Below are 23,675 nucleotides of genomic sequence, written 5' to 3' on the forward strand. Positions count from 1 at the left end.
TTAGAAAAAGTGATCCAACCCTTCATTCCCTTCGTTAAGTAGATGTAAAAAGAAAAGAGAGGAGGCAAAAATATGTTCTCTGATGTACTTAGCCAATTATTTGATTCTATTTCTAACATAATTAATACGCTTGGTTAATTTTCAAAACCCCGCTATCTCTTGAGGATAGCGGGGTTTTATACGAAAAAGCCCCACTCATTCAATAGAGTGGGGCTTTCTTTCATTTCATTACATCTTCTCCGGAGCCGATACACCAATTAGTTTTAATGCATTAGCAAGCGTAATTTGTGTTGCTTTCATGAGTGAAAGACGTGCTGTTGTTTTTGTTTCGTTTTCTGCGTCAATGACCTTCTCGGCATTGTAGAAGCTGTGAAGGGCTGATGCAAGGTCATAAATATAGTTCGTCACGCGGTGTGGAATACGCTTTTCAGCTGCTTCTGCTACAACTTCTGGGAAGCTGCCAATGATTTTCAGAAGATCGTATTCTTTTTCCGATTGAATGTGAGAGAAATCGGCTTTTTCAAGGTTCGGTTCATAGCCTTTTTCTTCACCTTGACGCAGCATGCTGCAAATTCTCGCATGCGCATATTGTGCATAGTACACAGGGTTTTCGTTAGACGTAGAAATCGCTAAGTCTAGGTCAAAGTCCATATGTGTCGCCGCACTTCTCATCGCAAAGAAATAACGAGTCGCATCTAAGCCGACTTCTTCAATCAGATCACGCATTGTGACGGCTTTTCCTGTACGTTTACTCATCTTCATCTTTTCGCCGTTTTTGTAAAGATGCACAAGCTGAATGATTTCTACTTCAAGCTTGTCAGCTGGATATCCAAGTGCTTGGATCGCCGCTTTCATCCGAGGAATATAGCCGTGATGGTCCGCTCCCCAAATGTTAATGAGCTGGTCAAAGCCTCTGTCCAATTTGTCTTTATGATATGCGATGTCTGGAAGCAGGTAAGTGAAGCTGCCGTCTTTTTTAATCAGTACACGGTCCTTGTCATCGCCAAAATCAGTTGAACGGAGCCATGTTGCGCCGTCTTCTTCAAAGACATAGCCTTTTTCACGAAGTGTTTCCAGCGCTGGTTCGATTTTTCCGTTTTCATATAAAGAGGTTTCTGAATACCATACATCAAATGGCACACGGAAATTCTCAAGGTCTACACGTAATTTTTCTAATTCGTATTTCAAGCCGTATTCACGGAAGAACTTCATCCGCTCTTCTTCCGGCTCATGAACGAAACGGTCACCAAATTCATCCGCAAGCTTTTGTCCGATGCCTTTGATGTCTTCTCCTCTGTAGCCGTCTTCAGGCATTTCTTTTTCAAGACCGAGTGCCTCAAAATAACGTACTTCTACAGATAAAGCGAGGTTATTGATTTGATTTCCTGCATCGTTGATATAGTATTCACGGCTCACATCGAACCCTGCTTTATCAAGGATGTTGCAAAGGGAATCTCCTACAGCTGCACCGCGGGCATGTCCAAGGTGAAGGTCACCTGTTGGGTTGGCTGAGACGAATTCGACTTGCACCTTTTGACCGCCGCCTGTATTCGTTTCGCCATAAGCTTCTTTTGCCTCAAGAACAGCTGGAATGAGCTTTGTTAAATACTGATTGTTCATATAAAAGTTAATGAATCCTGGACCTGCGATATCCAGTTTTTCAATGGAAGCTTTCCCTTTATCAAACGCATTGACGATGTCCTCTGCGATTTGACGAGGTGCTTTTTTCGCAATGCGGGCAAGCTGCATCGCCATGTTGGTAGAGTAATCACCGTGAGTTTTGTCTTTCGGCACTTCTAAAAGGACATCTGGCACCTGGCTTTCATCGGCAAGTCCTGCTTTGACGACTGCCGCTATGATTTCTTCTTTTAACGCATCTTTGACCTGTTCTGCGATATTCATGAACGTAAATCCTCCTTATACGAAATCGATAATGTATGTAAATGCTTTTGATCTTCTCCTGTCAGCATATCGTACGTAATGTGCAGCAGCCCCTTGTCCACATCGAGATCAATACCATGTGTGTGCACATCTAGCTGAAGTGTACCGAATGGCATCTTGTAATGTGTGACGGTCGTTTCTCCAATGAGAAAGCGCTGCTTCATTTGAATAGCCCCTGATCTCATCACAAAAATTTCTTTTTCACTCATTTTCACAACGGTTTTTACTTGACCCATTTCATGTTCTTCATGATAAGTGAGATACGTTTTGTCATTCTTCTCTTGGTACGTTCCAGTCGTGCGGAATTCGATCGTTTCAGCCGGCTCCGTCTCTGGTTTCATCACTGACTTTACATGAATTGAAATTTGGTTTTGTGTCATTTTGCACTTCCTTTGCTAAGACCCGTTTAACTAAAATAGTATACCATAATCACGATCGCCTATCATACCATCATTTCTCTTCTTCACGGCGATTAAACTTCGTTTTTCATCTTCAGACATCCCTTTAGAAAAAAAGAAAAATACAACTGACCACTACGACAAGTCCAGCCTTTACACCTAAGTCTTTTCTTTTCATTAAGTAAAAAAGAGCCTGTATGCCTGAACTTGCCAAAAATGCCTGAAAAAAATCAAATGGTGCGATTTGATCCTTTTTAAATAACTGCATGAATAACGCAATGGCCGTCAGATAGAAAAAGCCTCGATCGTGAAACAGCCCCAGCATCTCTACCTTCGCTTCCTTCTTTGAAGCAAAAACAGGCGGATCAGCTGCGAGCTCTCGTTTCAATGTGAGAAAGCCTGCCCCTAACACACATAAAGCGAGGAACACCATCAATATTGACGAAAACATGAGCTCCCTCCTTTATTTTTTGACCAATGTAAAAAAAAGAGCTTGTCCACATGAGATGACAAGCTCCTCTATCAACTGATTATTTCACAAATCCAAGCAGCATTTCGCGTAAAAGCTTACTCGCTGTATTCGCTGTTTGGTCAGAGTGATCATATACAGGTGCTACCTCGACAAGGTCTGCCCCGACGACTTGGACGTCAGATCCTGCAATTGCATGAATGGATGCAAGCAGCTCTTTTGATGTAATACCGCCAGCATCTACCGTTCCTGTACCAGGTGCATGAGCTGGGTCAAGTACATCAATATCGATCGTCACATATACTGGACGCCCTTTTAGCTTTGGCAATACTTGCTTCAATGGCTCCAGTACTTCAAATTTAGAAATGTGCATCCCCGCTTCTTTTGCCCATTCAAATTCTTCTTTCATCCCAGAACGGATGCCGAAAGAGAATACATTTTCAGGTCCAATCAGTCCTGCAACTTTACGAATCGGTGTTGAATGTGAAAGCGGCTCACCCTCATATTCCTCACGAAGATCCGTATGTGCGTCCATATGGATGATGGCCAAATCAGGGTATTTCTTATACATTGCACGGAAAACCGGCCAAGACACAAGATGCTCGCCGCCCATTCCTAATGGAAACTTCCCTTTTTCTAAAATGCTGTCAACATACTCTTCAATTAAATCTAAGCTTTTTTGTGCATTCCCAAAAGGAAGTGGGATGTCACCCGCATCAAAGAATGGCACCTCATGCAGCTCACGATCTAAATAAGGGCTGTATTCCTCTAAACCGATCGATACTTCACGAATGCGGTTCGGACCGAAACGTGAACCTGGGCGGTAGCTGACTGTCCAGTCCATCGGCATGCCGTATAAAATGACCTTTGCATCTTCCCATGTCGGATGACTTCCAATAAACACTTTTCCTGAATAAGCCTCGTCGAATCTCATGCAAGATTCCTCCTTTTACGCTTCAAAAAATGCGCAAATCGTCATTTGCGCATGTCCATTTCGCTTGATTTATTTGATTAAGTCGCTCACAAATTTCGGCAGAACGAATGCCGCTTTGTGCAATTCTTTTGTGTAATATTTCGTCTCAATATCAAAGAAACGGCTGTCTTCTACAGCAAGTGGATCATATTTTTTAGAACCGATGGTGAATGTCCAAAGACCGCTTGGATACGTTGGAATATTCGCTGTGTAAAGCTTCGTAATAGGGAAAATTTCTTTTACATCACGCTGTACATTTGTAATCAGCTCAGGTGTGAACCAAGGGTTGTCCGTTTGTGCAACGAAAATACCGTCTTCTTTGAGTGCTTTTGCGATTCCTGCGTAAAATCCTTTAGAGAACAGGTTCACAGCTGGTCCAACTGGCTCAGTAGAGTCAACCATGATGACATCATACTCGTTGTCAGCTTCAGCAATGTGCATAAAACCGTCTCCGACTTTGACATCTACACGAGGATCGTCTAGTTTCCCAGCAATAGAAGGAAGGAATTTCTTCGAGTACTCGATGACCTTTCCGTCAATATCAACAAGTGTCGCTTTTTTCACACTTGGGTGTTTAAGGATCTCACGAATGACACCGCCGTCTCCTCCGCCTACAACAAGAACATTTTCCGGGTTTGGATGAGTGAAAAGAGGAACATGTGCCACCATTTCGTGGTATACAAACTCATCTTTCTCAGACGTCATCACCATGCCGTCTAAAAACAGCATATTGCCAAACTCTTCTGTTTCCACCATTTCTAAATGCTGAAAATCTGTTTGTTCTGTGTGAAGGGTTTTGTTCACCTTCAATGTAATACCAAAATTCTTCGTTTGCTTCTCTGTATACCAAAGTTCGCTCATTGTTCATCTTCCTCTCATCCAATAATAAACAAACATCTATTGTTAGCGCCTTTTATCGGCTTTGACTATATCGATTGTCCAAGAAAAAAGTATAGTGGATTCATATCAAATTGTAAAGAACCGCATGAGTTCTCTTCATTTTTTAAAGCGCTCCTGCAATCGCTTGTTTAAAACGGTTTTCTTTGTTCCATACTGATAAAAAACCGTCAAAATGGGGGCTTTGCATGGACACAATCATGAGTAATAAAAAAATCCGCATGACCGTGAAAACGATTCGAGCCTGTTTTTTTATCGGCTTGCTCGCTTTTCTATTTGCAGGTACCGTCTTTTTGACGATTCTATTAATAGCTAAATGGCAAGGTGCCCCTTCTGTTCAAGTTCCCCAATCCACAACCATTTATGCAGCCGATGGCTCAAAGCTTGGAGAATCCAGCTTTGGAGAAAAGAGATATTGGGTGCCATTAAAGGAGATGTCTCCTCATATCAGACAGGCAGTTGTCGCTGTTGAAGATAAAACCTTTTATGAGCATCATGGCTTTGATGTGAAACGGATGGCAGGTGCTGCGGTGGCCGATATTCGTGCCATGGCTAAGGTGCAAGGTGCCAGCACGATCACCCAGCAATATGCACGAAATCTGTATTTAGATCATGATAAAACGTGGAAGCGGAAGTGGAATGAAGCCTTTTACACGATTCGTTTAGAACAAAACTATACAAAAAATGAGATTTTAGAAGGATACTTGAACACCATTTATTATGGTCACGGAGCGTACGGTGTGGAAGCAGCGTCCCGTCTGTATTTCGGGAAAAAAGCAAAGAACTTAACCCTCGCTGAATCTGCCCTGCTTGCCGGTATCCCAAAGGGGCCTTCTCTCTATTCCCCTTATGTGAATGAGGAGAAAGCCGGCGCAAGAAAGAATATGATTTTGAGACAAATGCACGAGGATGGCATGATTACGAAAAAAGCAGCCGATGACGCTGCGAAAGAAAAGCTGTCCTATCGCCCTTTGCAAAAGAAGCAGCTGCAAGCAAAGCAAGCCCCGTATTTTTATGACGATGTGATTCGAGAGTTGAAACAAAGTTTGGGGTTAACTGAGGAACAGATTGAAACCTATGGGCTTCATATCCAAACGACTCTCAATCCAGAATTACAGAAAATCGCAGAAAAGACGTTAAAAAATACGATGAATTCCAAATCAGAAATCCAAATCGGCTTTGCCGCCATCCATCCTCAAACAGGGCATGTACTTGCCCTCATAGGCGGGAGGGATTATGAGAAAAGTCCATTCAATCGGGTGACACAAGCAAAAAGGCAGCCCGGTTCAACCATGAAACCCCTTCTTTATTACATTGCCTTGCAAAACGGGTTTACACCCGCAACCGTCATGCGCAGTGAGGAAACGGTGTTTGAATTAGATGATCAAGGCAGCGATGCCGCTTATTCACCAAGCAATTATCACGGCTATTACGCCAATGACGGCATTACAATGCTTCAAGCTTTAGCACTGTCTGATAATATTTACGCTGTAAAGACCCATCTATTTTTAGGAATGGAACAGCTTGTACGTGCAGGCAAGACATTTGGAATCAAGGAGAAACTAGATCAAGTACCCTCTCTTGCCCTGGGCACGTCTCCTGTGAAACCCATTGAAATGACCAATGCTTACGCCATGCTGGTCAATGGCGGAAAACGCGTCAAACCAACCTTTATTACGAAAGTAACCGACGCAAAAGGTAATGTGCTTTTTGAAGAGAAACAAAAACGAGAACAAATCCTCGATGAAAAAGCAGCATTTGTCACCACCGACATGATGTCAGGCATGTTCAATGATCAATTAAACGGCTATACAAGTGTCACTGGCCGCACCATTATAAAGGACCTTACAAGAACATACGGAGGAAAGTCTGGGACTACAGGCGCCGACAGCTGGATGATCGGCTTCTCTCCCCAGCTCGTCACAGGTGTATGGACAGGCTATGATAAAGACCGCACCATTGACTCAGTCGAAGAAACGGCCTATGCGAAAAAAATATGGGCTTCCTTTATGGAATCAGCTCTCTCGAAGCAGCCAGCCTCTTCCTTCATGCCGCCAGACGGTGTCAAAGGGGTATATATTAATCCAAAAACCGGCGACCTCGCAGGTCCAGGATGTGAATCAAAGGTATTCACCTATTTTATAGAAGGAACGGAGCCGACAGGTGTCTGCTATGGTGCTGAGGACAAAGCCTCTGAGCAGGAACCAGTTCAAGATCAAAAGCCAAAGAAATGGTGGGAAAAGTGGCTGAAACGTTAAAAAAGGCATGAAAAACCCCGAGATCTGCATCTCGGGATTCTCCATGTCCTAGCTTTAACACCAGTTTACTCAAAAACCGGAGAGAATTGGTAGCCATCCGCCAATCTTCACAAAAATTTCACAATTATTCAGGGACAGCCAATCCTTCTTTTAATTCATCTGTTGATGCGTCCCAGAGCGCTTGATTATGACCTTTTAAGAAATCAGCCAGCACCTTTTTGGATACGTCATCCATATGACTAACGACAATTTTTCGCTTCATCGATTTATCCATTAAATTCACATGCTCTGGAAGTGACTTATACCCGCGGCGGATCGAACGGTCAACAGTCATTTCACAAGCCGTCACACCTGCATAATAAGGCCCTTCTTCTCTGCGGTCAATCGTCACCCATACAAGCCAATACGGTTTTCCGTTCGGCACCTCTTCTTTTGTTTTCAAAAATTTAATTCCTTTTTCGACGGCACTTCTTGCATGCATGGCACCAATATCAATGACAGCTTCCTTTTCCTCTACATCAATAATGACTGGCGAGATATTATCAAGGCTGAGGGCACCTGCCCCAAAGCCTCCATGTCCGTCGGTTGCATCTGTTTTTTTAATGATGTTAAAACCAATTGGTTTCTTCTTTTTACCTTCCATTTATTAAACCTCCTAAAGCAGCGGCTTCAAAATAAGATTAAACCAGTGTATGATTTGATCCCGCATTCCGATCAATGGACCAAACACAAACTGTCCCAGCGGTGTGATCACGAATATGAGAAAAATAATGATCCCATATTGTTCAAATTGCGTCATTTTCGCCCGGATACGGGGGCTGACGACGTCCTCAATAATCCGATACCCATCCAGCGGCGGAAGTGGTAATAAGTTAAATAGGAACAAGATGACGTTTAAGTTAATAAAGATTAAAAAGAAATTATCGACTCCCGGCTCAAAGCGCATAATCCACTCCCCGCCAAATTTCTGAAGAAGCACATACACAAAAAAGCCCAAAAACGCCAGCACCAAGTTACTTAATGGCCCAGCAATGGAGACACAAATCCCTGCTAAGCGCGGTTTTTTAAAATGGTAACGATTCACTGGTACAGGTCTCGCCCAGCCAAACCCGGCCACAAAGATCAAAATCGTCCCGAATACATCGAGATGCTTCAGTGGATTTAACGTCAGTCTCCCTTGATTCTTAGCCGTCGGGTCTCCGAATCGGTACGCAACATATGCATGCGCCAGCTCGTGCATCGTAAATGCAACAACAAGCGTAATGGCGACATATGGAATAAGTTCTAATGGATAAACAAGAAATTGGTTCAAAGGCATGAATCCCTCTTTCTTTCTATACAATGATTTACTTCATTCAGTATACTATAAGAAGTCCCTTAAACTAAAGGGAAGCGTAGCATTAAAGGAAAAAGGAGGTTTTCGCCATGCCGATTGTCACCGTTCAAATGCTTGAAGGAAGAACAGACGAGCAGAAAAGAGCTCTTGTGGAGAAAGTCACTGATGCCGTTGTAGAAACAACAGGCGCAGGTGCAGAAAAAGTCTCTGTTATTATTGAAGAAATGAAAAAAGAACACTATGCCGTAGCAGGAAAACGAATGAGCGATCTGTAAGCATATAAAAAGGACAAACACTCAATGTGTTTGTCCTTTTGTCTCTTATTTTATCTGTACCAAGCTTTATTACGGTTCACTTGATTTTTATGAGCCGCATCGAAGAAATCGACTGTGTAAGAATAATCATAATTCATTAGGCAGACAATGCCGCTTCCTTGAGGGTCGTGCGGTAAGCCAAAGTTATGACCGTATTCATGCGTAGCCGCTTTTGCAGTGTTCGCTGTCCCTTGATCAAGGTTAACGGCGAATGCACTTCCGCTTGGTGCACTATTGTAAACATAAGCGATTCCGCCAGCATCAAAGTTTGGATTTGCTGTAAATCCAGTGACAAAGTCATATCCTCTGCCATCAAAGCTGCGCGCAAGGTTAGACAAAATTTGCTCTGCATTTGAACCCGAAGACGTCCATGATCCTACTGCTTGTACGACAAAGTCCACATCATGATCACGGTTAAACGTGACATCTGCTTGCTCGATGATGCTGACAATCCGTGTTTGCCAGTCACTATATTTCGCACGATACTGCGCATCAGCGACAGCATAAACAGTGACCTTCTGACTGCCTGTGCTTGCCTTTGTTGAAATTGAATCTCCTGTATTGGCCTTAAAGGTTCTTGAGCCTACCTGCTTACCAGACTCATCTAATACCTTTGTTGTCACATCTCGTTCAATTGGAGGTGCTGTCTTCAAATCTTTAAAATCCTTTGCTTTTGGCAACCCCTCACTAATATGGGTTTCGAACGGCGCATGACCATGATCATGCCCATGACCTGCACTCGCTACTGGTGCTGAAGCTGAACTTACCCCCGGTAACAAACTACCTACCAATAAAAATGACAAAAAGACTGAACGCTTTTTCATTCCTATCCCTCCTTTGTTTTTCACAAGGTTATATATTCACTGAAAATTCACCATTTTCCTTCTATTCAGTCAAAAACAGGGAATTAGATGCACAGGAAGAAAGTCGAATTACGTCATTTTCACTAATTTTTCGGATATTTTGACACACATTTCATCGAAAAATAGCGCTTTTGGTCTGGGTCATTTACTTAGTAAACACTCATGTTTTTAAGAAATAATATCATGGACCTAATGTCACATCTGAAAGAAACAAAAAATGATATTAGAAAAGATAAAGTCACACTTTACTGATACCAATTATACTTCTCTGCGGTTCTGCCTTATGATGAAGAACATAAAACATTGCTACCTCAAAAACGAAAGGGACGATCGGCATGTCTGGAAAAAAGCACATACAATTTGGATTAATGTTACATGGCCCAGGAGGTCACATGAATGCATGGAAGGATGAATCGGTGCCAGCAGATGCAAGTGTTAACATTGATTATTATCAAGAGATGACCAAAAAAGCGGAATCAGCGGGTTTCCGTTTTGTCTTTGTGGCAGATGGCTTATATATTCATGAACATTCGATTCCTCATTTCTTAAACCGATTTGAACCATTAACCATCTTATCTGCACTTGCCACAGTCACGAAACAGATTGGACTTGTGGGTACTGTATCCACTTCATACAGTGAGCCCTTTACCATTGCCAGGCAATTTGCTTCCTTGGACAAATTAAGTAAAGGCCGGGCAGGCTGGAATGTTGTGACTTCCCCATTAGAGGGCTCTGCTGAAAATCACATCATCCGTTCGCATCCTAGCCACTCACTTCGATATGAAATTGCAGAAGAGTATTTACATGTAGTGAACGGGCTTTGGAGCTCATGGGAAGAAGATGCTTTTGTAAGAGATCGATCAACAGGTGTCTTCTTCGACCGAGATAAATTGCACACCTTAAACCATCATGGCAAACACTTTTCTGTCAAAGGTCCTTTAAATATTGAGCGCTCTGAACAAGGGCAGCCCGTGATTTTCCAAGCAGGCGCTTCAGAGGCAGGAAAAGATCTAGCCGCAAAAGAAGCAGACGCTGTATTTACAAATGCCGATTCACTTGAAAAGGCAAAAGCCTATTACCGCGACGTGAAAAATAGAGCCGAAGCGTTTGGTCGAAAACCATCCGAGATCAAAATATTCCCTGGCATCCACCCGATTACAGGAAAAACAGTCGAAGAAGCTGAAGAAAAATATGAAGCCATTAAACATCTAGTCTCTATTGAAGAAGCTCTGCATTATCTCGGCCGATTCTTTGACCATTTGGACTTCAGTCAATTCCCGCTTGATGAACCTTTTCCGGATATAGGTGACGCTGGGTCAAACAGCTTCCAATCCACAACAGAGTCCATTAAGAAAATGGCCAAAGATCAAAACCTGACCTTAAGAGAAGTCGCTTTACAAGTGACCACACCAAAAAGTGCTTTTTTCGGCACTTACGAACAAGTAGCTGACAAATTAATTCAATGGATCGAAGAGGACGCCGCAGATGGATTTATTTTTGGCGCTCCAATTTTAGCAAGCGGTTTATCCGAATGGACGGAGCACGTCATTCCGATATTAGTCGAAAGAGGATATTACGACCCAAATTATCCAGCTCATACCCTTCGCGAAAACTTAGGTCTGCCGATGAAGAAGAATCAGTTTCTGAAACAAACAGTAAAATAAATTTAAAAGAGGGGCTAGCATAAAGGCTAACCCCTCTTTTTATGATGGTTGGTGCTGGTGCAATCGACTTTCAATGAGATCAATAAACTGGAGCACAGCTCTTCCAGGCGTATCATTTGTTTTCCTCAATAGACCAACTGGCGGGGAAACTTGAATGCCCTTTATTTCTAATACCTTCGTACCGGGGAGTGTAAAAGAATGAGCCGTTCGTGTAAACAGAGATACTCCTAAGCCCGCCTGAACATAGTGTTTATGGGACATGCTGCTAGTAATCTCTAATTTCTTGTAATTTGTCCCAATGACATCGACGATTTGTTGTTCAATTTGGATACGGATGGGGCAATTGTGAGGTGTGAATAGTATAGTCTCATTTTCTAAATCAGTTACCTCCACTGCATCTTTTTCCGCCAATCGATGGGAGGACGGAACCAGCAGGACAATATCATCTTGAAAAAGCGGCTTATAGCTATTTTCCATCGAAGCTTCTGGTGCACCGCAAATCGCAAAATCAATCTCATCATGCGAAAGCAAGGAACTCAGGGTATTCGCATCTGCTACTTGTACCGAAAATTCTACATTCGGAAACCTTTCCTTGAATTCTGCAAGGAGCGCCGGGAATTCTAAACTGGCAGTAGGCTCAGAAACACCGATGCGAATGAATCCCGCAATGCCCACTTCTAAATCTTGAAGCGTTTTCGTCAGTTTCTCATATTCATTGAGTAAAGAATTGGCTCTTTCATAAAAAAGCTGTCCTGAAGCTGTTAACTTTAAGGTCTTCCCTCTCTCTAGAAGCTTCTCTCCAATTTCCTCTTCTAAATGCTTGATGTGCAAGGTAATGGTTGGCTGAGAATAATTCAGTGCTTCTGCTGCTTTTAAAAAATTCCCATATTTCACAATGGTGGCAAAGGTGCGGATCGCACGAATCTCCATAAAACCCCTCTTTTCTCTATATTTTAAATAACTGAATCGTGTATTTATGATTACTAATTATACTTTTCAATTGGTTTGCCTTATTATAATTTATATTATCAACTATTCCAAGTTGTTTAGAAGGAATTATGTGAAATGGAGGAGACAAATTGACGAAAGTAACGATTATAGCAGGCGGACATTCCGTCCAATCTCGATTAACCGGTGTTTTGCATCATGTTCAGCAGCATTTAACGATCAATGGAATCGATGTACATATCATTCAAGTTCACCAGCTGCCTAGCAGCGCACTAATACGTGCGGACTTTTCAAACGAAGAAGTTGTCAAGGCCATTGAACTTGTGAATGAGAGTGACGGTGTCATTGTGTTAACGCCTGTCTACAAAGCGTCATTTTCCGGTATTTTAAAAACGTTTTTAGATTTACTTCCACAGAAAGCGTTACAAGGAAAACCCGTCCTTCCGTTTGTTTTAGGAGGAACCTACGGCCACCTGCTCGTCATTGAATATGCTCTTAAACCGATTATTCATCAACTTGGTGCAACGTTTGTGCAATCTGGCGTGTATGTTGTGGATCAACAGGTCACAAAGCAGGAGTCAGGTGATTACTTACTTGATTCAGATGCCACAAACAGGTTAAACCTCGCATTATCTCAATATCAAAGTCTGATAGGAGGAACAGCCAATGTCGTTCACCCTTAGTATTCTTGATCAAAGCCTTGTCGGTGAAAACGAGAACGCAGAGACGGGCATTCAGCATACTGTCAGATTGGCTGAAGCAGCGGATCAGCTTGGCTATCACAGGTTTTGGGTGTCTGAACATCACAATAACCCTCAAGTAGCAGGTTCTTCCCCTGAAGCTCTTGCCGGCTATCTCTTAGCAAAAACAAACAACATACGAATTGGGTCTGGCGGTGTCATGCTTCAGCATTACAGCCCGTTTAAAGTGGCTGAAACATTTCACGTCCTCGCATCATTAGCGCCTGGAAGAGTCGATTTAGGTGTTGGGAAAGCGCCTGGAGGACTTAACCTATCGACACAAGCTCTTCAGGAAGATTATCAGGCGTCACGGAAGGATTTTTCTCAAAAATTAGTGGATCTCAAAACTTATCTGACGGAACACACAAATGAATTGAATGCTCAGCCCATCCCTCGTTTATCACCTGACATGTTCCTTTTAGGGGGAAGTATAGAGAGCGCTGAATTTGCAGCAAAACTTGGTATCTCCTTTGTCTTTGCCTTTTTTATTAATGGAGATGAAGCCTTATTAAAAGAAGCAAGAGAGGCCTTCCAAACATATCAGAAAGCGGGCACCCGCCAGCAATTCCTTCTTGCTATCACCGTTTCTGTAGCCGATGATCCCGAGCAAGCACTCTCACATATCAAACAAAAGGAAACAGTAAAGGTCTCCTTTTCTGATGGAAGAAAGCTGAATGTCACATCGTTAGAGGATGCAGAAAAACTGGTGAAAGAAACGGAGAAGGAACAGTACAACATTCACGTACAAAAAACCGGTTATACCGCTGGCACAAAAGAAACCGTTCATCACAGGCTGACTGAGCTGGCAAAGTCATACGATATCAATGAATTCATCGTGCTGTCGCCGATCGTAAATATTGATGAAAGGATCACGTCTATCACTTTATTAAAAGAAGCACTTGATCAAGAACAAACAAACCAAAAACCAAACAATCAAGAGGTGAACGTCTAATGTCAAACAATCAAAAAATCATATTATGGAGCAAAAATGGATGCAGTTATTGCAAGGACATTCAATCCTACTTCAACGATCAGCAGATCCCTTTTTCAACGATTGATGTCACAGAACATGATGATTACAGAAACATTTTAGAAGCAAAATACGGTGTCCGCTATGTGCCTGTAGTTGAGATCAGTCATGATCCCCACGTGTATCAAGCATTGCTGAATCCAGATATCGAGACTTTAAAAAAAGCGTTAATCTGACATTACATTTTGAATGGAGGTTTGTCATGAGTCGAGATATTTTTCGCATCGCTACCGAAGAAGATGCGCCAGCTTTTTTAGAATTGCTGTCCAGTGCATTTAAACCGCTTGGTGAAATGGGCATCGATTGGCCCTCCACGAACGCTACACTTGAAATGGTCACAGAAAACATCACACAGTCCGCTGCCGTTGTATTAGAACGAGACGGACGGCTCATATCCACCATCACCATACGTTTTCCTTGGGAGAGCACTGAGCCGGTCTCAGGCTATCCATTTGTCTGGTGGTTTGCGACAGCTCCTGATTTAGCCGGTCAAGGGATTGGAAATAGGCTGCTCGATTATGTAGAAAACACCTTGCTCCGGCAGACATATAAAGCGCCTGCTTATACACTAGGCACTTCTGGCCGGAAACACCCTTGGCTTTTAGAGATGTACGAACGAAAAGGATATACAAAATATATTGAACGCGAGGCTGAAAATGGAGATTTAGGTGTTTTGATGTATAAAGTGCTTATCCCTGAACGCTTTGATCCAGCCATTTTAGGGGCACCACCCACAGAAGAAAAAGTCGAAACGACTTCTACATAGGAGGTGATTCAACGTGGGTGAGTTTTTCAAATGGGAGTATGTAGTCACACTTTTTCCTAAAGTATTATCAGCCCTTCCAACGACCTTGCTGATTGTTTTATTTGCCACTTTGATTGGCAGCTTTCTTGGATTCATCCTTGCTTATTTTCGAATTGAGCGCATTCCTGTTCTGCATCAACTCAGTGCAGTCTATGTCTCATTTATTCGCGGAACGCCTATCCTGGTTCAAATGTTTATTGTCTTTTATGGTCTGCCAGGTGTGCTCGCAGCAATTGGCCTTGATATCTCCATGTGGAACAAATTGATCTTTCTTTATATTACATATGGACTCAATACAGCTGCCTACTTTTCAGAAATATTCCGATCAGCCTTATCAAGTGTCCCAGCATCTCAATATGAAGCGGCTGCCTCAATTGGGCTGACGAAATGGCAGATTTATAGAAGAACACTCATTCCTCAAGCAGGAAGAATTGCGCTCCCGAATATCGGCGTGGCCATTGTGAACTTATTACAAAACACCTCCCTCGCCTTTACACTAGGCGTGATGGATATTATAGGAAAGGTCCAAACATTAGGGGCTTTATACTATCGCGTATTAGAAGGATACTTTATTGCTGCCGTCATTTTTATTATGTTAAGTATGCTGCTGGAAAAAGCGTTTGATCTATTGGAAAAACGGATCAATACACCGAAAACAAGAAAACAGCGTCAGACGACATTCGTTTCCTTAAAAAGACCCGAAACGGCCTTCACTGTCGAAAAGCGTGCGAAGTAAAACGAGGAGGATTTCACATGAAAAATAACAAACGATTCAAAAAACATTACATCATCGGTCTGCTTACACTTGGCTCATTGCTGCTTGCTGCCTGCGGAAATACAGAACAATCGAATGAAGTCAAAGCAGAAGCAGCGAATAATGATCCAGATGCGAAAGAAATCATCGTTGGCACAGGGAACGCTTATCAGCCTTTCGTTTACTTAGATGAAAACGGTCAACTAACAGGCTATGAGAAGGCTGTATTAGACGAAGTGGATCAGCTGCTTCCACAATATAAGTTTAAATATGAATCCTTCGAATTTAAAAATATTCTGCCCGCTTTAGATGCTGGTAAAGTAGATCTCGCTGCCCATCAATATGAAATCAATGATGAGCGCCAGAAGAAATATCTATTTGGAAAAGTTGGCTACACAGATTATACAAGCTATGTGGTTGTTGATAAAGCATCCGGTCATGATTTTCAAAGCCTTGACGATTTGGCTGGACACAAAGTGCACACCTCTACAGGAAGTAATTTCGCTTATCTTCTAGAGCAATATAACAAAAAGCATGATCGGAAAATTGACATTGTCTACGGAGATGGCGGGAACGAAATTCTCGTCAAAAACCTTCAAAATGGCACAGTCGATGCGGCATTGCTCACAAAGTATGACGTCAACAAACTAAACAAACAATTCAATGCCAATCTAGTCACCTCTGGAAAGCCTGTAAACGTATCTAAAACATATTATCTATATCAAAAAAACAATACAAAACTTCAAAAAGACATTGATCAAGCATTACAAAAACTGATCGATAACGGCAAGCTCGCTGAATTGTCTAAGAAAATATTGGGCGGAGACTTTACTACATCATAAGAAAGGAGCGATCTGAGTGGATTTTGATGTTGCCTTTATGCTGCAGGCCTTTTTAGCCGCACTTCATTATTTGCCAACGACGCTGCTATTAGGCTTTCTCCCGCTATTATTTGGCTCTGTCTTTGGATTTGGTATTGCCCTTATCCGTTTTTATCAGGTGCCTGTATTGTCTCCATTGTTCAAATGGTTTGTGGCTATTTTTAAAGCAATTCCTGTTGTCCTCATTCTGCTCGTATCTTATCTTCTTTTTTCTGATTCGCTGGATCGTTTGGCTGCATCTCTTTCTCTTCAGATTCGTTTCAGTGATTTGGACAGACGATGGATTGCCATTTTCGCCCTTACTTTATATGCCGTAAGCGGGTTATCTGAAATATTTCGAAGCTCTCTTGCATCTATTCCAAAGGGGCAATTCGATGCTGCTCTATCCGTTGGTTTTACCAGCAAACAGATCTTACGAAGGGTCATTATACCGCAAGTCTTTCCCATCGCCCTTCCACTTTTGAACAACATGCTGATCAGTTTAATCAAAGCCTCTTCTCTCGTTTCTATGGTGTCTGTGGTCGATATTTTAAACGGCGCTTTAATCAAAGCCAATGTGAACTATCGTTATCTTGAAGCCTACATCGCCGTTGCTCTGATTTACTGGGCACTGTGTGCCTCTATCGAAGCCATTACAGCCTTATACGAGAAATATGGACACAAAAACAAAAGGAGACGATTGGCATGATTGATATCAAACAGGTGCATAAAGCGTTCGGTAAAAACCAGATTCTGAGAGGAATTGATTTAACGGTAGAAAGAGGCGAAGTGGTCGTCATTTTAGGTCCGAGCGGTTCTGGGAAATCAACCTTTCTGCGATGCTTGAATTTTCTTGAGCGTGCGGATCAAGGAGAAATCAGCATTGATCACACGACCGTCAAGTTCAATCAAGCAAGGCCTAAAGACATTCTCGCACTTCGCAGAAAAACCGCCATGGTCTTTCAGCAATACGATCTATTTCTTCATAAAACAGCACTTGAAAACATCATGGAAGGTTTAGTCATTGCCCGTAAACAACCGAAAGATCAAGCCTATGACACAGCTCTCCAATTACTCACAAAGGTCGGACTACTAGAGAAAAAGGATGCCTATCCGCATCAATTATCTGGCGGACAGCAGCAGCGCGTCGGCATTGCACGGGCACTGGCTTTGAATCCAGAAGTCATTTTGTTCGACGAACCGACCTCAGCATTAGATCCCGAACTTGTAGGAGAAACGCTTGATGTCATTAAACAGGTAGCCCAAACCGGTGTCACCATGATCATCGTCACCCACGAGATGAACTTTGCCTATGATATTGCCGATAGGGTCATTTTCATGGAGGATGGGGTCATTGTCGAATCAGGTACGCCGGAAGAAGTCTTTGAACAGACGAAAGAAGAACGTACAAAACAATTTTTAGCGAGATTCTCTTATCACCATTCATAAAATACAAGTCGATCCATGCGGTCGGCTTGTTTCTGCGCAAAATAAAAACCAGTCTGTTCTAGCCATGAGCCATCACACACTGGTTCTTCTCGTTAGTTCAATTCCTTCAACTGATCAATATAAGCAAGGGCCGCCTCAAATTCTTCGTCCGTATAGCGCTGCTTGCTTTTAATGGTGAAGACCTTTTCCTTCACCTCATCTTCTGGCAGGTTATCAAAATATAAAATCGTTGAGACAAGCTCTAGGAAACGGGATGATTGCTCGTTCATCTGCTGCGTCAGCGCTTTGAGGTCAGGCATGTCCACTTCACACTGATCGAGAAACTCTTTCCCATTGTCCGTCAGCGAATAGCGATATTGATAGTATCCGCCCTTTTTTTCCTTCATTTCGTCCAAGAATCCAAGGTTGCACAGCTCTTCAATTCTGAGCGTCAACTCCTCTGAATAGGGGCCATAAAAATGAAAATCGTATTTCTCGTAAAAAGGCAAATCTAGCTTTTTTGCTATGTAAATCATCTTTTGCAGCTTCTTCCGACCAACGATTTCCCCTGATTCAGAGAATACCTTCATCAACTTTGCATGCTCTTTCAACAAATTCCCGACATCTCCTTTTTCAGTACTTCCTTATCCCAAACCAAGCAGCTTCATGATCGCCTTCTTTTCTTCAGCTTTTTCCGACATATCTACAATTAAGTCCATCGGGAAATAAAGTTTATGATCGGTTCTTCGTTTACCGGAAATGGCGTCAACAATATCTGACTGTCTCGACAGTTCTTTAATATGACCGCTTTGCGTCAAAAGGTGGATCGGCAGCCTCTCTTCTTCCTCCCCTGGTCTGTAGAAGTCATAGGGCAAGTCAGAGGAAGAATCGACCACTAAATAATAGTCAGGATCAATTCCGGCCTCCTTGAACAAGGCGGTCAGCTTGAAATATTTCGTCATTTCTTCATTTGGATTAAACTCTGTATATTGGAACAATCGACGGTTCATAAAACGGCGGCACAAATCAGCCAGCACGTGATCTTCTTCATCTTCCCACGCCTGAAAATAAAATAAAACAATGGATTCATCCAGCTTAATATAGTCCTCTGTGGTGACATTCCCCTCAAAGATTGAATAAAAGTGAACGGGGGCATGTGTGAAAATATAACCAGTTTCATGCAGCTCTTTTGCACGGTGAAGAATTTTCGTTAAAATGACTTCCGCACTGCGTGTCACTGGGTGGAAATAGACTTGCCAGTACATTTGATAGCGGCTCATAATATAATCTTCAACCGCATGCATCCCGCTCTGCTTCATCACAATCTGATCTTCTCTCGGGCGCATCACACGTAAAATACGTTCCATATCAAAGTGGCCGTAGCTGACGCCTGTATAGTAGGCATCACGCTGCAAGTAGTCCATTCGGTCGGCATCAATTTGACTTGAGATCAAACTGACCACCTGTTTGTTTTGATACGTTTTGGCAATGACTTCAGCCACATGCTTCGGAAAATCATCACTCACCCGGCGGAGCACTTCATTGACTTCCGTCTGCCCTAAAATAATATCTCTTGTAAACGATTCATGGTCTAAGTGGAAGACCTTTTCAAAGGAATGAGAAAATGGACCATGTCCGAGGTCATGAAGCAAGGCTGCACTAAGTACAAGCTCGCGCTCCCCTTCATCCCATTCAGGCCGCCCTTTAAACACATCATCCACAATTCGTCTCACAATCTCGTATACACCGAGTGAATGATTGAATCGGCTATGTTCTGCACCATGAAACGTCAAATAAGTAGTTCCTAGCTGTTTAATTCGTCTCAGGCGCTGAAACTCTCTTGTTCCTATTAAATCCCATATTAATGCATCCCTTACGTGAACATAACGGTGTACAGGATCTTTAAATACCTTTTCCTCAGATAATTTCCCTTTTGGATACGCCATCGTTTCGTCCCTCTTTTTTTAAGACGTGTTTCTATTATATCGGGTAACTTTTCCCGAAAACATCCTTGAATTTGCTGGTGAATGTGTTCTCAAAGATTGCACGGACGTAAAAAGCCCGACCTGACAGGGACGGACCTCTTTTTAGGTCGACTGAACACATTCAGTGACATTTATTTGACTTTTTTTTGAACCTTTTCGAGTAATTCATCTTCTGTTGGTGCGGATAATGGGCGATTGTTCACAAACGCAAAAGCCTTTTTTCGTCCTGGACCACAATAGGATTGACAGCCGATCTCAATTTTTGCATCAGGGTCAACCGATTTGAGTCGAGGCAATAACGTCTTTAGGTTCGTCGCATCACAATCGTCACATACGCGAAACTCATTAGCCATGGTCTTACGCTTCCTTTCAATGATGATACTTCATTCTATATGAAACAGTTGGACAGCCAATCGTGAATAATATACCACCCAACATTGTACATCGAAGCGCCTGGACTTGCAAGATGCTTTGCCGCCCCCATCATCCGCTTACATAAAAGCTAGTATTTTCCACTATCCTTTTAGCAAACTTGTATAAACCTTCTTGAACTTGGCTAATCTAATACCATCAAATCATATGGGGGTTTAAACACATGTCAAAACAAAGACAAGATGCTTGGTCAGAGGAAAATGATCTCCTCCTGGCAGAAACCGTCTTACGTCACGTCAGAGAGGGCAGCACGCAGCTAAATGCGTTTGAAGAAGTTGGAGACAAGCTGAACCGCACCTCAGCGGCATGCGGATTTAGATGGAACGCTGTCGTCAGACATCAATATGAAAAAGCGTTGGCACTTGCCAAAAAACAGCGAAAACAACGGATGCGCGCACTTGGCAATGGCCAGCCAGCGAAAAAACGATTACTTTATCAGCCGCAAGTAGAAGAAACGGTGACTCAAGAGGAATTCTCACAGGAATTGGAGCCAGCAAAGGAAGAAACATTTGCACCAGCAGCTGAAACGGCTGAACAGCTTCAGTTTGTGGATCAAAGCTACAATGAAGAGTTAGCTAGTTTATCACATTTATTGTCACAGGCTGCTCCTGCCCCAAATACCGCAGAGAAAAAGCCGGAAGCAAATCCATTTAGGCAGCATCAAGAATTAACCATCGACGATATCATTGATTTCTTACGCCGTTATGAAGGCGATGGTCAGCAATCCACTGCCTTACGTATGGAAAACAGCCGCTTAAAACGAGAAAACAATGAGCTTTCTCATAAAGTCTCGCAGCTAGAAGCTGAAGTGAAGAAGCTTGAAAAGGATCAGCTCACGATTCAAGAAGATTATGAAACACTCGTCAAAATCATGAACCGTGCAAGAAAACTAGTTTTATTTGAAGAGGACGATAGTGCCGCACCAACCTTTAAAATGGACCGGAACGGCAACCTCGAAAAAATGGCAGAATAACAAAAAGTGCTCCCCGCCTCGGGAAGCACTTTTTTAAATGCCCAAAAATAGCATCACACTAAAAAGGACATTGATCAAAAACACAAACATAAAAATATACCTGACCTGCCTTACCTGAAAATCACCAAACATAAAAATATAAAGACCTGCAATGCCAAGTGTCAGGACAGGCTGAAGAAATGGCACTAAAAGCGAAATACCGTAGCCGGCTCCCATGATGACAGGAAGCCATAGTAAATAGAGGTAACCGCCGTTTTTGGACTTCAAGAAACCACTCCCTCTCTTTCTTCTATCTGCTTGATTTCAGGCTGAACAAACTTGAGTCCGGCCATTGTGCGGCCGCGTTTTTGTGATGTCCAGACTGCAATCGCCGGCTGATCTGTCAGAGATTCTGTGTCAATGGTGATCAGCACTTTCTCATGTAATTTAATGACTTCTTCAGACTCTATTTTACACCCAGATACACTAATATCATGTATGTTCACCGGCACCTTCTCTTCTAACCGGCCCTCATAGGACAGCGTGCCTGTCACGCTTTGCAACGGTCTTCTCACCCATTTGCGCCGCAAGGCCCTTGGTACTTTCTCCGTTTCTCTTATAAAGCGGAGAAATGTCCGAACAGCATAGGATTTTTTCTCACGATCCGTTATCGATACATGCTCTCGTGTGAATAAGAAACGGATCAATGATAGGTACTCTGATTTTTCTGTATCAGTAAAAGCAACACCAACCATCAGCTTGTCTCCATCTGGATGGCTCCAAACCACATCACACGCCACACTTTGATCCTCTGAAAAGTACAATTGCATTTGTCCTTGATTTAAAGAAGAAGCTTGATCCAATGGAATGGATAGACGCGCACCTGAATCACTCATGTCTAGTAGAAAACAAGCAATCGATTCTTCTTGACGATCAGAACAGAGCTGCCCCTCTTTTTCTATGACAAACCGCTCTGATTTTCGATAACGCGGACGGTCAAACGCCACAATCAGTGCCATAAATAGACCTGCACCGTTATAAAGCACCCAAAAAATATTAATCAACGTGAGATCAGCATTCATCGTCCCATTTACCTTCATATCGTATCCTATTTTCACAAGGACAAGCAATGAGAGCAGCAAGAAGATCAAATGAGGAATCATCGTTTTCAAATGAAAATGTCTCTTGTCCGTTTGAATTCCCTTCGGCGTGACAAGGAATTCAACCCTCTTCTTCAAAAACAGCTCACTTAAAGCTACACCAGCCAAGTGGAATGCCATAGAGCTTTCGTAAATATGACTCCAAAACATACTTCTTTTTTGATTCGACACCAGTTTAAACGCTAAATACGAACTAAAGAACGCCGGCAGCCAAAACATAAAAATGGACTGGAAATCGGCCCAGAAACTTTGAATACCAAACAATAAAAACAAAATCGGTGTAAGAATGTAAATCATTTTAAACAAACCGTTAAACCAATACACAATGCCATCTAAATAAAGAACTCGCTGCATAAGCGTTAAGCCGCGCACCTTCAATGGATTAAACTTACGGGCGCACTGAATGTTCCCTCTCGACCACCGGTCTCTCTGCTTTAACAAATCAAGCCAGCTTTCAGGTGCGAGCCCGACGGCTAATACTTCTCCGACAGACACAGATTTGAACTTCCCTTGGAGAAGCATTCCGGTCGCCATGTCTTCTGTAATCACTCCAGTAGCAAATCCGCCAATTTCCTCTAAGGCCGTTCTTCTAAATACAGTATTACTCCCGACATACATCACCGCATTGAACCGATCCTTACCAGCCTGGAGGGTTTGCATAAAGAAGTCCTGTTCATTTGGAATTCGATCTTTCGAGAACATATTATATTGGAAAGGGTCTTCGTTATAAAACGCCTGTGGAACTTGAACAAACGCAGTCGCTCCATCATGAAAGTAAGGCACTGTCTTTTCTAAAAAGGCAGGAAGGGGGACCATATCAGCATCAAGTGTGAGAATCAGCTCCCCATTCGTTTGAGACATCGCATGGTTTAAATTACCCGCCTTAGCAAACTTGTTATCTGTTCTTGTCAGATAATGAACGCCAAACTCAGATGCAAGCTGCTCCACAGACTCCCTCTTGCCATCATCACATAAATAAATATGGACGCTGTCTTTTGGATAAGAGAGATTCAAACAGCCTGCAACCGTGCGTTTCAGCACTTCAATCGGTTCATTATATGTAGCTATGAAAATATCAACTGTTGGCAGCCTGTCAAGATCACTGATCGTGACTTGTTTCCGATTTGAAGGCTTCCAAACAAGTGTATAAAACACAAGCAGCTGTAAAAATCCAATACATTCACAGGCAACAAGCAAGATGCCCATTATCATATTAAATGTACCTTCATGCGGCAGTGTAAAGAAGAGACGCCAGCAAATATAGGCAGCATTTGTTAACACACAGAGCACAATGATGATTTTTTTAACAGTAGAGGCCAGCGGCTGAATACGATACATCACATACAACACAGACAAAACACAAAGCATAAACAGCGGGTAATACGTGGTGAATAATGACAACAAATTTACCTTCTTTCTTACGCCATAAATGACTATCACATATAAAATTCCATAACAAAGGAGGGGA

General features: G+C 42.6%; 26 protein-coding genes. 12 read left to right on the forward strand and 14 right to left on the reverse strand.

Going from position 1 to position 23,675, the window contains the following annotated elements; translation table 11 throughout:
* Window positions 1-228: 228 nt before the first annotated feature.
* From argS to speE, 5 genes are all read right to left on the reverse strand, one after another.
* A complete protein-coding gene (gene argS / locus NSU11_RS17950) occupies window positions 229-1,902 on the reverse strand; it encodes an arginine--tRNA ligase (protein WP_024426363.1) in 1,674 nt (557 codons plus the stop codon).
* Window positions 1,899-2,321 carry a DUF1934 family protein gene (locus NSU11_RS17955; protein ID WP_171464760.1) on the reverse strand — a complete coding sequence of 141 codons (423 nt, stop codon included), beginning with the start codon at window positions 2,319-2,321 and terminating at the stop codon, window positions 1,899-1,901. Before NSU11_RS17955 ends, argS begins: the two co-directional genes overlap by 4 nt.
* 124 nt (window positions 2,322-2,445) lie before the next feature.
* Window positions 2,446-2,790: a hypothetical protein gene (locus tag NSU11_RS17960; protein ID WP_024426364.1), complete on the reverse strand. Its 345-nt coding sequence runs from the start codon at window positions 2,788-2,790 to the stop codon at window positions 2,446-2,448.
* 79 nt (window positions 2,791-2,869) lie between these two features.
* Window positions 2,870-3,742, reverse strand: a complete 873-nt coding sequence (gene speB / locus NSU11_RS17965) for an agmatinase (RefSeq protein WP_024423766.1) — start codon at window positions 3,740-3,742, stop codon at window positions 2,870-2,872.
* A gap of 69 nt (window positions 3,743-3,811) precedes the next feature.
* On the reverse strand, window positions 3,812-4,642 hold the full coding sequence (speE, locus tag NSU11_RS17970) for a spermidine synthase (RefSeq protein WP_025093862.1): 831 nt from the start codon (window positions 4,640-4,642) through the stop codon (window positions 3,812-3,814).
* Between the two features lie 224 nt (window positions 4,643-4,866).
* On the opposite strand from speE, the gene NSU11_RS17975 reads away from it, so the two are divergent.
* Window positions 4,867-6,936, forward strand: a complete 2,070-nt coding sequence (locus tag NSU11_RS17975) for a transglycosylase domain-containing protein (protein WP_198456632.1) — start codon at window positions 4,867-4,869, stop codon at window positions 6,934-6,936.
* Window positions 6,937-7,060: 124 nt separating this feature from the next.
* Here the strand turns inward: NSU11_RS17975 and NSU11_RS17980 are convergent, their stop codons facing one another.
* Both NSU11_RS17980 and NSU11_RS17985 read right to left on the reverse strand, forming a co-directional pair.
* Window positions 7,061-7,579 (reverse strand): YwhD family protein, encoded by a 519-nt coding sequence (locus NSU11_RS17980; RefSeq protein ID WP_024423769.1) that lies wholly within the window; start codon window positions 7,577-7,579, stop codon window positions 7,061-7,063.
* A gap of 12 nt (window positions 7,580-7,591) precedes the next feature.
* Complete coding sequence (locus tag NSU11_RS17985) at window positions 7,592-8,248, reverse strand: site-2 protease family protein (protein ID WP_024423770.1); 657 nt, start codon at window positions 8,246-8,248, stop codon at window positions 7,592-7,594.
* A 113-nt stretch (window positions 8,249-8,361) separates the two neighbouring features.
* On the opposite strand from NSU11_RS17985, the gene NSU11_RS17990 reads away from it, so the two are divergent.
* Entirely contained in the window at window positions 8,362-8,547 is a 186-nt protein-coding gene (locus NSU11_RS17990) for a 2-hydroxymuconate tautomerase (RefSeq protein ID WP_003214939.1), read from the forward strand.
* A gap of 50 nt (window positions 8,548-8,597) precedes the next feature.
* On the opposite strand, the gene NSU11_RS17995 is transcribed toward NSU11_RS17990, so the two are convergent.
* The gene (locus tag NSU11_RS17995) at window positions 8,598-9,410 is read right to left on the reverse strand and encodes a zinc-dependent metalloprotease (RefSeq protein ID WP_025093861.1); all 813 of its coding nucleotides are present in this window, start codon (window positions 9,408-9,410) and stop codon (window positions 8,598-8,600) included.
* Between the two features lie 374 nt (window positions 9,411-9,784).
* Between NSU11_RS17995 and NSU11_RS18000 the strand changes: the two genes are divergently transcribed.
* Window positions 9,785-11,113 carry an LLM class flavin-dependent oxidoreductase gene (locus NSU11_RS18000; RefSeq protein WP_149126181.1) on the forward strand — a complete coding sequence of 443 codons (1,329 nt, stop codon included), beginning with the start codon at window positions 9,785-9,787 and terminating at the stop codon, window positions 11,111-11,113.
* A gap of 39 nt (window positions 11,114-11,152) precedes the next feature.
* Here the strand turns inward: NSU11_RS18000 and NSU11_RS18005 are convergent, their stop codons facing one another.
* On the reverse strand, window positions 11,153-12,043 hold the full coding sequence (locus NSU11_RS18005) for a LysR family transcriptional regulator (protein ID WP_048237680.1): 891 nt from the start codon (window positions 12,041-12,043) through the stop codon (window positions 11,153-11,155).
* A gap of 149 nt (window positions 12,044-12,192) precedes the next feature.
* On the opposite strand from NSU11_RS18005, the gene ssuE reads away from it, so the two are divergent.
* The 8 genes from ssuE to NSU11_RS18045 are packed head-to-tail and all read left to right on the forward strand — an operon-like array spanning window position 12,193 to window position 17,699.
* Window positions 12,193-12,744 (forward strand): NADPH-dependent FMN reductase, encoded by a 552-nt coding sequence (gene ssuE / locus NSU11_RS18010; protein WP_149126180.1) that lies wholly within the window; start codon window positions 12,193-12,195, stop codon window positions 12,742-12,744.
* Window positions 12,728-13,753 carry an LLM class flavin-dependent oxidoreductase gene (locus NSU11_RS18015; protein WP_149126179.1) on the forward strand — a complete coding sequence of 342 codons (1,026 nt, stop codon included), beginning with the start codon at window positions 12,728-12,730 and terminating at the stop codon, window positions 13,751-13,753. Before ssuE ends, NSU11_RS18015 begins: the two co-directional genes overlap by 17 nt.
* Window positions 13,753-14,007, forward strand: a complete 255-nt coding sequence (locus NSU11_RS18020; RefSeq protein WP_025093857.1) for a glutaredoxin family protein — start codon at window positions 13,753-13,755, stop codon at window positions 14,005-14,007. The genes NSU11_RS18015 and NSU11_RS18020 overlap by 1 nt, the downstream gene beginning before the upstream one ends.
* Before the next feature lie 26 nt (window positions 14,008-14,033).
* The gene (locus tag NSU11_RS18025) at window positions 14,034-14,597 is read left to right on the forward strand and encodes a GNAT family N-acetyltransferase (RefSeq protein WP_149126178.1); all 564 of its coding nucleotides are present in this window, start codon (window positions 14,034-14,036) and stop codon (window positions 14,595-14,597) included.
* A 13-nt stretch (window positions 14,598-14,610) separates the two neighbouring features.
* Entirely contained in the window at window positions 14,611-15,372 is a 762-nt protein-coding gene (locus NSU11_RS18030) for an amino acid ABC transporter permease (protein WP_024426374.1), read from the forward strand.
* 17 nt (window positions 15,373-15,389) lie between these two features.
* The gene (locus tag NSU11_RS18035) at window positions 15,390-16,232 is read left to right on the forward strand and encodes a transporter substrate-binding domain-containing protein (protein WP_024426375.1); all 843 of its coding nucleotides are present in this window, start codon (window positions 15,390-15,392) and stop codon (window positions 16,230-16,232) included.
* A gap of 16 nt (window positions 16,233-16,248) precedes the next feature.
* Complete coding sequence (locus tag NSU11_RS18040) at window positions 16,249-16,959, forward strand: ABC transporter permease subunit (RefSeq protein WP_034621843.1); 711 nt, start codon at window positions 16,249-16,251, stop codon at window positions 16,957-16,959.
* Window positions 16,956-17,699 (forward strand): amino acid ABC transporter ATP-binding protein, encoded by a 744-nt coding sequence (locus NSU11_RS18045; RefSeq protein ID WP_024426377.1) that lies wholly within the window; start codon window positions 16,956-16,958, stop codon window positions 17,697-17,699. The genes NSU11_RS18040 and NSU11_RS18045 overlap by 4 nt, the downstream gene beginning before the upstream one ends.
* Window positions 17,700-17,791: 92 nt before the next feature.
* On the opposite strand, the gene NSU11_RS18050 is transcribed toward NSU11_RS18045, so the two are convergent.
* From NSU11_RS18050 to NSU11_RS18060, 3 genes are all read right to left on the reverse strand, one after another.
* Window positions 17,792-18,292 (reverse strand): YwgA family protein, encoded by a 501-nt coding sequence (locus NSU11_RS18050; protein WP_024426378.1) that lies wholly within the window; start codon window positions 18,290-18,292, stop codon window positions 17,792-17,794.
* 30 nt (window positions 18,293-18,322) lie between these two features.
* On the reverse strand, window positions 18,323-19,624 hold the full coding sequence (locus NSU11_RS18055) for an HD domain-containing protein (protein ID WP_007497716.1): 1,302 nt from the start codon (window positions 19,622-19,624) through the stop codon (window positions 18,323-18,325).
* A 170-nt stretch (window positions 19,625-19,794) separates the two neighbouring features.
* Window positions 19,795-20,016: a DUF1450 domain-containing protein gene (locus tag NSU11_RS18060; protein WP_003215259.1), complete on the reverse strand. Its 222-nt coding sequence runs from the start codon at window positions 20,014-20,016 to the stop codon at window positions 19,795-19,797.
* 242 nt (window positions 20,017-20,258) lie between these two features.
* On the opposite strand from NSU11_RS18060, the gene NSU11_RS18065 reads away from it, so the two are divergent.
* A complete protein-coding gene (locus NSU11_RS18065) occupies window positions 20,259-21,068 on the forward strand; it encodes an RsfA family transcriptional regulator (protein WP_024423774.1) in 810 nt (269 codons plus the stop codon).
* 33 nt (window positions 21,069-21,101) lie between these two features.
* Here the strand turns inward: NSU11_RS18065 and NSU11_RS18070 are convergent, their stop codons facing one another.
* Together NSU11_RS18070 and NSU11_RS18075 are read right to left on the reverse strand one after the other, a co-directional pair.
* Complete coding sequence (locus NSU11_RS18070; RefSeq protein ID WP_024426379.1) at window positions 21,102-21,335, reverse strand: DUF5970 family protein; 234 nt, start codon at window positions 21,333-21,335, stop codon at window positions 21,102-21,104.
* Complete coding sequence (locus NSU11_RS18075; protein ID WP_342493703.1) at window positions 21,332-23,608, reverse strand: glycosyltransferase; 2,277 nt, start codon at window positions 23,606-23,608, stop codon at window positions 21,332-21,334. The genes NSU11_RS18070 and NSU11_RS18075 overlap by 4 nt, the downstream gene beginning before the upstream one ends.
* Window positions 23,609-23,675 lie beyond the last annotated feature (67 nt).

The sequence above is a fragment of the Bacillus sp. FSL R5-0712 genome, assembly GCF_038593285.1.
In the GTDB taxonomy this organism is placed as follows: domain Bacteria; phylum Bacillota; class Bacilli; order Bacillales; family Bacillaceae; genus Bacillus; species Bacillus safensis.

What these genes read in the sequence shown, in the direction of transcription:
- argS (WP_024426363.1), bottom strand. Translation starts at nt 1,902, where the DNA reads ATGAATATCGCAGAACAGGTCAAAGATGCGTTAAAAGAAGAAATCATA.
- NSU11_RS17955 (WP_171464760.1), bottom strand. Translation starts at nt 2,321, where the DNA reads ATGACACAAAACCAAATTTCAATTCATGTAAAGTCAGTGATGAAACCA.
- NSU11_RS17960 (WP_024426364.1), bottom strand. Translation starts at nt 2,790, where the DNA reads ATGTTTTCGTCAATATTGATGGTGTTCCTCGCTTTATGTGTGTTAGGG.
- speB (WP_024423766.1), bottom strand. Translation starts at nt 3,742, where the DNA reads ATGAGATTCGACGAGGCTTATTCAGGAAAAGTGTTTATTGGAAGTCAT.
- speE (WP_025093862.1), bottom strand. Translation starts at nt 4,642, where the DNA reads ATGAGCGAACTTTGGTATACAGAGAAGCAAACGAAGAATTTTGGTATT.
- NSU11_RS17975 (WP_198456632.1), top strand. Translation starts at nt 4,867, where the DNA reads ATGGACACAATCATGAGTAATAAAAAAATCCGCATGACCGTGAAAACG.
- NSU11_RS17980 (WP_024423769.1), bottom strand. Translation starts at nt 7,579, where the DNA reads ATGGAAGGTAAAAAGAAGAAACCAATTGGTTTTAACATCATTAAAAAA.
- NSU11_RS17990 (WP_003214939.1), top strand. Translation starts at nt 8,362, where the DNA reads ATGCCGATTGTCACCGTTCAAATGCTTGAAGGAAGAACAGACGAGCAG.
- NSU11_RS17995 (WP_025093861.1), bottom strand. Translation starts at nt 9,410, where the DNA reads ATGAAAAAGCGTTCAGTCTTTTTGTCATTTTTATTGGTAGGTAGTTTG.
- NSU11_RS18000 (WP_149126181.1), top strand. Translation starts at nt 9,785, where the DNA reads ATGTCTGGAAAAAAGCACATACAATTTGGATTAATGTTACATGGCCCA.
- NSU11_RS18005 (WP_048237680.1), bottom strand. Translation starts at nt 12,043, where the DNA reads ATGGAGATTCGTGCGATCCGCACCTTTGCCACCATTGTGAAATATGGG.
- NSU11_RS18015 (WP_149126179.1), top strand. Translation starts at nt 12,728, where the DNA reads ATGTCGTTCACCCTTAGTATTCTTGATCAAAGCCTTGTCGGTGAAAAC.
- NSU11_RS18020 (WP_025093857.1), top strand. Translation starts at nt 13,753, where the DNA reads ATGTCAAACAATCAAAAAATCATATTATGGAGCAAAAATGGATGCAGT.
- NSU11_RS18025 (WP_149126178.1), top strand. Translation starts at nt 14,034, where the DNA reads ATGAGTCGAGATATTTTTCGCATCGCTACCGAAGAAGATGCGCCAGCT.
- NSU11_RS18035 (WP_024426375.1), top strand. Translation starts at nt 15,390, where the DNA reads ATGAAAAATAACAAACGATTCAAAAAACATTACATCATCGGTCTGCTT.
- NSU11_RS18045 (WP_024426377.1), top strand. Translation starts at nt 16,956, where the DNA reads ATGATTGATATCAAACAGGTGCATAAAGCGTTCGGTAAAAACCAGATT.
- NSU11_RS18055 (WP_007497716.1), bottom strand. Translation starts at nt 19,624, where the DNA reads ATGGCGTATCCAAAAGGGAAATTATCTGAGGAAAAGGTATTTAAAGAT.
- NSU11_RS18060 (WP_003215259.1), bottom strand. Translation starts at nt 20,016, where the DNA reads ATGGCTAATGAGTTTCGCGTATGTGACGATTGTGATGCGACGAACCTA.
- NSU11_RS18065 (WP_024423774.1), top strand. Translation starts at nt 20,259, where the DNA reads ATGTCAAAACAAAGACAAGATGCTTGGTCAGAGGAAAATGATCTCCTC.